The organism is Arthrobacter sp. Y3223164 (assembly GCF_059091005.1).
This window is the reverse complement of sequence record NZ_JBNHGF010000102.1, coordinates 1-7,886: the sequence shown is the minus strand read 5'-3', so window position 1 is coordinate 7,886 and position 7,886 is coordinate 1. Positions and strand designations below refer to the sequence as shown.

General features: G+C 68.9%; 7 protein-coding genes. 3 read left to right on the top strand and 4 right to left on the bottom strand.

From position 1 onward, the window contains the following. Nucleotides 1-67: 67 nt before the first annotated feature. Together nhaA and AC5RUJ_RS07485 are read right to left on the bottom strand one after the other, a co-directional pair. On the bottom strand, nucleotides 68-1,411 hold the full coding sequence (nhaA, locus tag AC5RUJ_RS07490) for a Na+/H+ antiporter NhaA (protein ID WP_494128563.1): 1,344 nt from the start codon (nucleotides 1,409-1,411) through the stop codon (nucleotides 68-70). A gap of 122 nt (nucleotides 1,412-1,533) precedes the next feature. After that, nucleotides 1,534-1,941: a hypothetical protein gene (locus tag AC5RUJ_RS07485; protein ID WP_494026152.1), complete on the bottom strand. Its 408-nt coding sequence runs from the start codon at nucleotides 1,939-1,941 to the stop codon at nucleotides 1,534-1,536. Between the two features lie 374 nt (nucleotides 1,942-2,315). Between AC5RUJ_RS07485 and AC5RUJ_RS07480 the strand changes: the two genes are divergently transcribed. Then, nucleotides 2,316-3,920: a stealth conserved region 3 domain-containing protein gene (locus AC5RUJ_RS07480; protein WP_494128582.1), complete on the top strand. Its 1,605-nt coding sequence runs from the start codon at nucleotides 2,316-2,318 to the stop codon at nucleotides 3,918-3,920. Nucleotides 3,921-4,007: 87 nt separating this feature from the next. On the opposite strand, the gene AC5RUJ_RS07475 is transcribed toward AC5RUJ_RS07480, so the two are convergent. Together AC5RUJ_RS07475 and AC5RUJ_RS07470 are read right to left on the bottom strand one after the other, a co-directional pair. Beyond that, the gene (locus AC5RUJ_RS07475) at nucleotides 4,008-4,922 is read right to left on the bottom strand and encodes a phosphodiesterase (protein ID WP_494128583.1); all 915 of its coding nucleotides are present in this window, start codon (nucleotides 4,920-4,922) and stop codon (nucleotides 4,008-4,010) included. 113 nt (nucleotides 4,923-5,035) lie between these two features. Continuing rightward, nucleotides 5,036-5,695 (bottom strand): pentapeptide repeat-containing protein, encoded by a 660-nt coding sequence (locus AC5RUJ_RS07470; RefSeq protein ID WP_494014479.1) that lies wholly within the window; start codon nucleotides 5,693-5,695, stop codon nucleotides 5,036-5,038. 136 nt (nucleotides 5,696-5,831) lie between these two features. On the opposite strand from AC5RUJ_RS07470, the gene AC5RUJ_RS07465 reads away from it, so the two are divergent. Next, nucleotides 5,832-6,839: an NAD-dependent epimerase/dehydratase family protein gene (locus AC5RUJ_RS07465; protein WP_494155722.1), complete on the top strand. Its 1,008-nt coding sequence runs from the start codon at nucleotides 5,832-5,834 to the stop codon at nucleotides 6,837-6,839. Nucleotides 6,840-6,849: 10 nt separating this feature from the next. Next, nucleotides 6,850-7,677, top strand: a complete 828-nt coding sequence (locus AC5RUJ_RS07460) for an alpha/beta fold hydrolase (RefSeq protein WP_494109842.1) — start codon at nucleotides 6,850-6,852, stop codon at nucleotides 7,675-7,677. Nucleotides 7,678-7,886 lie beyond the last annotated feature (209 nt).

The window sequence follows — 7,886 nt, the reverse complement described above, 5'->3', positions numbered from 1 at the left end:
GCCGGTGTTGCCATGCCGGCGCGGCAGCGGACGGAAGCCGCGCCGGCGGGGCCGAGAGCCGGTGCGGCTAGGCCCTGCCGTCCTGGTAGACGTCCGGAATGCCGTCGTTGTCGGCGTCGACCTGTTCTTCGGCCTCGATGCGCCGGTAGTGCCGGTTGCGGGCGCGCAGCACCACCGATGCCAGCAGCGCGGCCAGCAAGGACGCCGCGAGGATGGCCACCTTGGCGTGGTCATTGGCCGGCGTGCCAAGCCCGAAGCTCAGCTCGGCCACCAGCAGGGAGACGGTGAAGCCGATGCCGGCCAGCATGGCGATGCCCAACAGGTCGACCCACTTCATCGACGTGTCCAGCTCCGCCCGGGTCAGCTTGGTCATCAGCCACGTGGTGCCGAGGATGCCGATCGGCTTGCCGATCACCAGGCCCGCGATGACGCCGACCGCCACCGGATCGCCGAGGGCGGAGGTAAATCCATCAACCCCGCCCACGGCGACACCCGCGGAGAAGAACGCGAAGACCGGGACCGCGAAGCCGGCGGAAACGGGCCGGAGCCGGTGTTCGAAGATTTCGGCGAGCCCCGGACCCGCTTTCGGTCCGCCGCTGGCCTTGCTGCGCAGTACCGGGACGGTGAAACCGAGCACCACGCCGGCGATGGTGGCGTGGATGCCGGAGGCATGGACCAGGGCCCAGGCCACGATGCCGACGGGCAGCAGGACCGCCCACAACGCCGCGTGATGCTTCCCGAAGAAGCTGCGGAACTTCTGGGCGAGGAAGGCGTAGAGCGCGATGGGGACCAGGGCCAGCAGCAGGGCCGGGACGTGAATTTCACTGGTGTAGACGAACGCAATGATGGCGATGGCGATGAGGTCGTCCACCACGGCCAGCGTCAGCAGGAAAATCCGCAGCGCGCTGGGCAAATGCGAGCCGATGACGGCCAGGACCGCTACCGCGAAGGCAATGTCCGTCGCCGTCGGGATGGCCCAGCCGCGGATGGTTTCCGGACTGCCCCAGTTGATGGCTGCGTAGATGACGGCGGGAACCACCACTCCGCCAACGGCGGCCGCGACCGGCACCATGGCCTTCCGGGGGCTGCTGAGGTCCCCCGCGACGAACTCGCGTTTGAGCTCCAGCCCCACCAGGAAGAAGAACACCGCCAACAGCCCGTCGGCGGCCCACGCCCCCAGGCTCAGCTCCAGGTGCCAGGGCTCGTAGCCGACGGTGAAGTCGCGCAGGGCGAAGTAGCTGTCTGCCGCGGGCGAGTTGGCCCAGATCAGGGCGACGACGGCGGCGGCCACCAGCAGGGCTCCGCCGACGGTTTCCTTGCGCAGGATTTCGCCGATTCGCAGCGCTTCGGCATAACTTCCGCGTCCCAAAACCTTGGGCCTGGCGGATGATTCGGGGGTCTTGGCGGCCATGGCGGGTCCTCAAAGGGTCGACGACAGAACTGCCGACCAGACTTCCCGGCGCACCGGATTCCACCCTACCCGGGCACGCGGCGAGCGCCAAAGCCGGGCGGCGAGCATCACGGCCGGCCCGGCTAGCCCCCGGCCAGGACCATCGCCAACAATCCGACGACGGCAGAGAGCACGCCGACGGCGGTGAGGATCTTGCCCAGCAGCAAGACGATCCGGCCCGGCCGCTCCGGCTCCGAGACCTGCCAGCGGTCCGGCCGCCGTGCGTCGTAGAAGACCAGCACGTCCGACCCGGCGGCTACATCGGAGCCCGTCCCGGTCGGGAAGACGCCCTCCAGGAATCCATGCCGGGTGTCGAACCAGCGCACACCGCGGCGCCGGCCGTCGTCAAACGCGACTCCGTCGGCGCGGTGCCACCGGGTTCCGGCCAGGCGGAGCACAGCGGCCACGAAGAGCAACAGCAGTCCCGGGATCAGGGCAGCCCACGTCAGCACTTCGGACACCAGTCCGATCGACGCGGCAAGATCCGGCATGCTCAGATCGTATGACACCTTGGGTATGCGGCGGAGAAAATGCTGCTGAACGTTGCACGGCCGTCAACCCCGACGTCCCGACTGGCAAACGTGTTGGGCGCGGACCGTCGTCGTCGTTCCGGGGATCATCACGCCGACTGCCGGGTTTCGGGGCGGCACCGGGGTAATTTTTCGCCGGCCGGGCACGTCCAGACGCAGCGGGAGGGCCAAACTGCATGTACCGTCAAAGGAGTGGCCTGCCGCGGTCGATCCGCTGCGGGCTTATCCTGTGGCGGCAGCGTCTGTAACGCCCGCCCGCCCACGCCTACCATGGGTGACAGCAGCCCCTTTTCGGGTTGGCGCCACTATGTTTTCGGAGGTTTTTTGTGACCAGCATGCCTGCAGTGCAGGACGCGTTCTACGCCGAGCCCGAACCCGACCGCGCACCCGAGTCGACGGTCGAAATCGCCTCGCCCGCCGCCGTCGTCCGCCTCACGGAGCGCCCCGACGTGGTCATGGTCAAGGGCGGTTACGCACTGGTCAACACCACCCTGACGCCGCACCAGGCGATGGTGGAGGACCTGCTGTTTGTCCGCAGGACGCTGGACGAGGCGCAGATTCCCTACCTGCTGGTGCGTGGCAACGATGCCCGCCCGGTGGTGGCGGTGAACTGGGAGAAGCGCGACGAGCTGCGCGCGGCGCTGGTGGCCGCCTGCGCCGACGAGCCGTTCTACTCGCTGACGGTGGACGCGAACAAAAAAACCGCACGGCTGGTGGCCGACGGCGAGCTCGCCGAGGGCGACCGGTCGCGCGCGTTCCGGTTGTACCGCCCGCGGATCGAGCCGACCGGCGGGCTGCGGTACGGCCAGGGCACGGGTGTGCAGGTGGAGCTGTGGCGCTGGGAGAACGACCTGATCCACCTGCCGATTGAAAACTCGCTGACGCGCCGCACGCTGCCGGCCGCGGAGGCGGTGCGCGGCGAAGTTGAACGCTACGGGCACCGCTGGCCCACCATCGAGAACATGTTCGCCGACCACGCCACGGACATCGACTTCGACATCGACATCGTCTTCTCCTGGGTGGACGGGAACAATCCGGAGTACCGCCGCTACCGGAACAGTTTCATGGAGCACGCCGTGGTGGGCGAGGGCGACGACGCCGAGGCGCGCTTCCGCCAGATCGACGAACTGCGGTACGCGCTGCGTTCGGTCTACATGTTCGCGCCCTGGATCCGGCGCATCTTCATCTGCACGGACTCGCCGCTGCCGGCGTGGCTGGACGCGGAGCACCCGGACATCCGCGTGGTGCGCAGCGAGCAGCATTTCCGCGATCCGTCGGTGCTGCCGGTGTTCAACTCGCAGGCGATCGAGGCGCAGCTGCAGCACATCGACGGCCTGGGCGAGCACTTCCTGTACTCGAATGACGACATGTTCTTCGGCCGGCCGGTGGGGCCGGACATGTTCTTCTCCCCCGGCGGCATCACCAAGTTCGTGGAGGCGGACACCCGGATCGGACTCGGCGACAACCACCTGGACCGGTCCGGTTTCGAGAATGCCGCCCGGGTGAACCGCAGGCTGCTGCACGACCGTTTCGGCAGGATCACCACCCGGCACCTGGAGCACTGCGCCGCGCCGCTGCGCAAATCCGTGCTGCTGGAGATGGAGGAAGAATTCGCCGAGGAGTTCAAGACGACGGCCGCGAGCCGCTTCCGGGCCAAGGACAACATCTCGGTGACCAACTCGCTCTACCACTACTACGCGCTGCTGACCGGCCGCGCGGTGACCAATCCCGGCGCCAAGGTCAAGTACGTGGACACCACCATGTATGCGGGCCTGAAGCAGCTGGAAAAGCTGCTGCAGAAGCGAAACAGGGACTTCTTCTGCCTCAACGACGGCAGCTTCCCGGAGGTCCCGGCCGAGGAACGCCAGCGCGTGGTCACGGACTTCCTGGCCCGCTACTTCCCGCTCCGCGCGCCGTGGGAGAAACCGCCGGCGGCGTAGTCTTCCGGTTGGCGCAGCTTCTTCGGCGGCGCAGTTTCCCTGGCTAGCAAAGTTTCCCCGGTTTCCCCGGTGGCGGGGTTTCCCCGGCTAGTGGTGTGCCGGCATCCGGCCCGGGCTCACGGCGTCGGGAATGACGACGGCGGCGGCCTCGAGCAGCTGCCGGGTCTGCTCCGCGCTGACCTGGCGGCCCACCGGCAGGCCGCCGCGCGCCGGAACCACCGAATGGACCACGGTCTCCTCGTAGACATGGATCATGTTGTAAGCCTGCGCGGCATCGCGGCCGCGGGTGCTGCCCGCGTCGGCGGCCAGATCCTGGGTGTAACAGGTGGCGGAGGCGACAGACACCGGGATCCCGGCCACGGTGCCCGTGGTGGAATAGTGCAGGTGTCCGGCGATGATCGACTTCACGTCACTGCCGCGCAGCACCTCGGCCAGTTCGGCCTGGCCGCGCAGTTCCACCAGCACGGACAGGTCCTGCACGCTCGGCAGCGGCGGGTGGTGCATGGCCAGGATGGTCCCGTGCGGTGCGGGTTTGGCCAACTCGTGGGCCAGCCACTGCAGCTGCTCGTCCTCCAGCCGGCCGTAGTGCGCCCCCGGCACGGTTGAATCCAGGGTCACCACGCGCAGTCCGTTGACGTCGTATACCCGGTCCAGCGGCTCGGAGCCGCCGGGTTCGTCCAGGAGCATGGTCTTCAGCCCGGCACGGTCGTCGTGGTTGCCCATCGCCCAGATCACCTGGGCTCCCAGCCGGACGGCTGCCGGTTCGACGATCCGGCGGAGCCTGCCATAGGCTTCCGGTTCGCCCTTGTCCGCCAGATCGCCGGTGAATACCAGGGCTTCGGGGCGGGATCCGGAGTCTTCCAGATCCTCGAAGATCTGCTCCAGCCTGGCTTCGCTGTCCACAGCCCCGTAGAGCCGGCCGTCGCCGCCCACCAAGTGGGTGTCGCTGATGTGAAGTAAGAAATGGTTCGGCCGTGGATGCTCGGCCTGACGGAAGTCCATCATCTACCTTCTGTTGTTCGCCGGACGCCTGCTGTCCAGTCCACTACAGACCATCCAAACAGAAAAAAGCTGAACTGTGGATTAATTCGGCCCGGCAGTTACGTATATTGCGGCTAACTTTTCTCCACGATCCCGAAATGGGCGGCGAACAGCGGAGCGAGCTCGCCGATCTGGGTGGAGGTCATGGCCGCCCCGCGCAGGCCTTCCAGCCCGGCCAGTTCCCGGATGTCCAGGCCACGCAGGTCAACGTGCGCCAGCTTCGCCCCGGTCAGGTCGAGCCTGCGGACCCGGCTGTCTTTAAAGGCCACCCGGCGACCGGTCGCGCCGCCCAGATCGAGTTCGTCCAGGATGCAGCCGGCAAACGCGACGTCCTGAAGTTCCGCTCCGCGCAGGTTCACATACCCAAGCTTGCAGTTGCGGAACTCCACCGATTCCCACTCGGATTCGTAGACTTCGGCCGACCCGAGGCGGGAGCCGTCGATCACCACCCGGCGGAAGCGTGAGCGCGGCGCACTGAAGTCCGGCGCATTCAACCGCTCGAATGTTACGTCCACGAAACCGGCAGAACGCAGGTCCGCCCCGTCTGCGGAAACATCCAGGAATGCGCATTCCGTGAAGGAGGCACCGGCCAGCCGCCGGCCGTCCAGTTCCACACCGGCAAACAGCTTGCCGGCCACGCGGGCCTCGGGAATCAACGCCGCTACCTGCCCGGGTAACAGTTCCCCCACGTCCGGGGCGTCGAGGCGCGGCGTGAAGTCGTCGGGTTTAGCCATCTACGGAGCATAGCCACAGTTCCGGACATGGGCCGCCCCGGCCCAAAGGCGGTTGGGCACCAATTTGGGGCGGTTCTCCCTGCTGTGCGCGAACACCCCGTGCGCATCCGCCCCGGGACGGTGTTCCATGGGCAGCATGCATCTACTCGTCCTGGGCGGCACGGCCTGGTTGGGACAGGCAATCGCTGCCGCGGCGCTGCGCCGCGGCCACCGGGTCACCTGCCTGACCCGTGGAACGTCCGGGTCCGCTCCGGCCGGCGCCCGACTGGTGCGCGCGGACCGGGAAGCTCCGGACTGTCTGGACACCGTCGCGGGCCAGCACTGGGACGCCGTGCTCGATGTCTCCCGCCAGCCCGGCCAGGTCCGCCGTGCCGTGGCGGCGCTGGCCGGCACGGCGGAGCACTTTGTTTTCGTGTCTTCCTGCAGCGTCTACGCCGACCACCACACCCCGGGCGCCGACGAAACTTACCCGTTGCTGCCGCCCCTGGCCTCGGACGTGATGACGGCTCCGGACGTCTACGGCGAGGCGAAGGTCGCCTGCGAGCAGGCGGTGCAAGGCGCCTTTGGCCCCGACCGCAGCCTGATCGTCCGCCCGGGCCTCATCGCCGGTCCCGGCGACACCACCGACCGCACCGGCTACTGGCCCCTGCGCTTCGCCCGGCCGGTGGCCGACGACGGCGCCGTCCTGGTCCCCGATGCGCCCGGGTTGGACGCCCAGGTCATCGACGTCCGGGACCTCGCCGACTGGCTCATCGCCGCGGCCGAACAGCGGTTGGCCGGCGAGTTCAACGCGGTGGGCGACGCGTTTCCGTTGACCGAGCATCTGGAAATGGCGCGCCGGGTCGCGGACCACGCCGGTCCGGTCCTGTCCCTGGGCCAGGAGGAACTGGCAGCGGCCGGCATCAACCCCTGGGCCGGCGAGCGGTCCTTGCCGCTCTGGCTTCCGCTGCCCGATTTCGCCGGCTTCTCCTCCCGCAGCAACGCGGCCGCCAAGGCAGCCGGTCTGGCGTTGCGTCCGCTGCGGGACACGTTGGCCGACACGCTGGTGTGGGAGCTGGCGACCGGCGCCGACCGTCCCCGCAAAGCCGGCCTGGCGCCGGACGACGAGCGCCGGCTGCTGGCCATCGCGCACGCGGGGTCCTGAGGATCCGGCCATGGAGCCCCGCCAGCGGTTCGCTCGTCTCGGCAATGGACTCCGCTTTGCCTATGCCGAGGCCGGCTCCCCCGGCGGCACCCCGGTTCTGCTGGTTCCGGGCTACGGGGACTCCTGGCGGTTTTGGGTCCCGCTCTTGGACCGGTTACCGGCGTCGCTCCGGCTGATAGCGCTCAGCCCCCGCGGCCACGGCGATTCGGACAAGCCCGCCACGGGCTACCGGTTACACGATTTCAGCAACGACCTCGGCGATTTCCTGGACGCCCTGGCCATCCCACGGGCCGTGATCGCCGGGCACTCCAGCGGCGGCTATGTCGCACGGCGTTTCGCCGTCGACCAGCCCGCACGGGTCCGGGCCCTCATGCTCATCGGCTCTCCGCTGAGCCTCTACAAGCGCCGGCCGCCCTTTGCCCCGACCATCGAGGCGTTCCGCGATCCCATCGACCCCGCCGACGTCCGCGCCTTCGTGGAGTCCTTCACTCTGCTGGCTGACCCCGGCGAGGCCGTCCGACAGGCGGTGCTGGCGGACGCGCTCAAGATCCCCGCCCGCGTCTGGCAGCAAACGCTGGCCGGGCTCGCCGAGGCGACTCCCCCGCCACCGGAGGCCGTCAGGGCCCCGACCCTCGTGGTGTGGGGCGACGACGACGACCTGCTAGCCCCTGCCGAGCAGAATGTGCTGGCCGATGCCATCCCTTCCGCCCGGCGCAACCACTACCCCCGGGCGGGGCACACGGTCCTCTGGGACGCCCCCGACCGTGTCGCCGGGGACTTGCTGACCCTCGTCACGGACGGCGGGAAAATCCTTGAGGCGCCCGGGACACAGTTGTAGCGTGGCAGGCAGCAGTCCTACCGCACCGCTGCCCAAGGAGGCACGCCGTGACCATTCCACCGCCGCCGGAGCCGGCACACGATCCGAACGAGCCGGGACCCAGGCACCCGTTCCCGCCGGAGCCGAATCCGGATCCCTTCGCGCCGCCCACGCCCGAACGGCCCGAGCCCAGTCCGGATCCCAATGCGCCGCCCACTCCCGAACGGCCC

Bases quoted from the DNA above. Each gene is read 5' to 3' on its own strand.
- AC5RUJ_RS07460 (WP_494109842.1), top strand. From the start codon at position 6,850: ATGGAGCCCCGCCAGCGGTTCGCTCGTCTCGGCAATGGACTCCGCTTT.
- nhaA (WP_494128563.1), bottom strand. From the start codon at position 1,411: ATGGCCGCCAAGACCCCCGAATCATCCGCCAGGCCCAAGGTTTTGGGA.
- AC5RUJ_RS07470 (WP_494014479.1), bottom strand. From the start codon at position 5,695: ATGGCTAAACCCGACGACTTCACGCCGCGCCTCGACGCCCCGGACGTG.
- AC5RUJ_RS07480 (WP_494128582.1), top strand. From the start codon at position 2,316: ATGCCTGCAGTGCAGGACGCGTTCTACGCCGAGCCCGAACCCGACCGC.
- AC5RUJ_RS07475 (WP_494128583.1), bottom strand. From the start codon at position 4,922: ATGGACTTCCGTCAGGCCGAGCATCCACGGCCGAACCATTTCTTACTT.
- AC5RUJ_RS07485 (WP_494026152.1), bottom strand. From the start codon at position 1,941: ATGCCGGATCTTGCCGCGTCGATCGGACTGGTGTCCGAAGTGCTGACG.
- AC5RUJ_RS07465 (WP_494155722.1), top strand. From the start codon at position 5,832: ATGCATCTACTCGTCCTGGGCGGCACGGCCTGGTTGGGACAGGCAATC.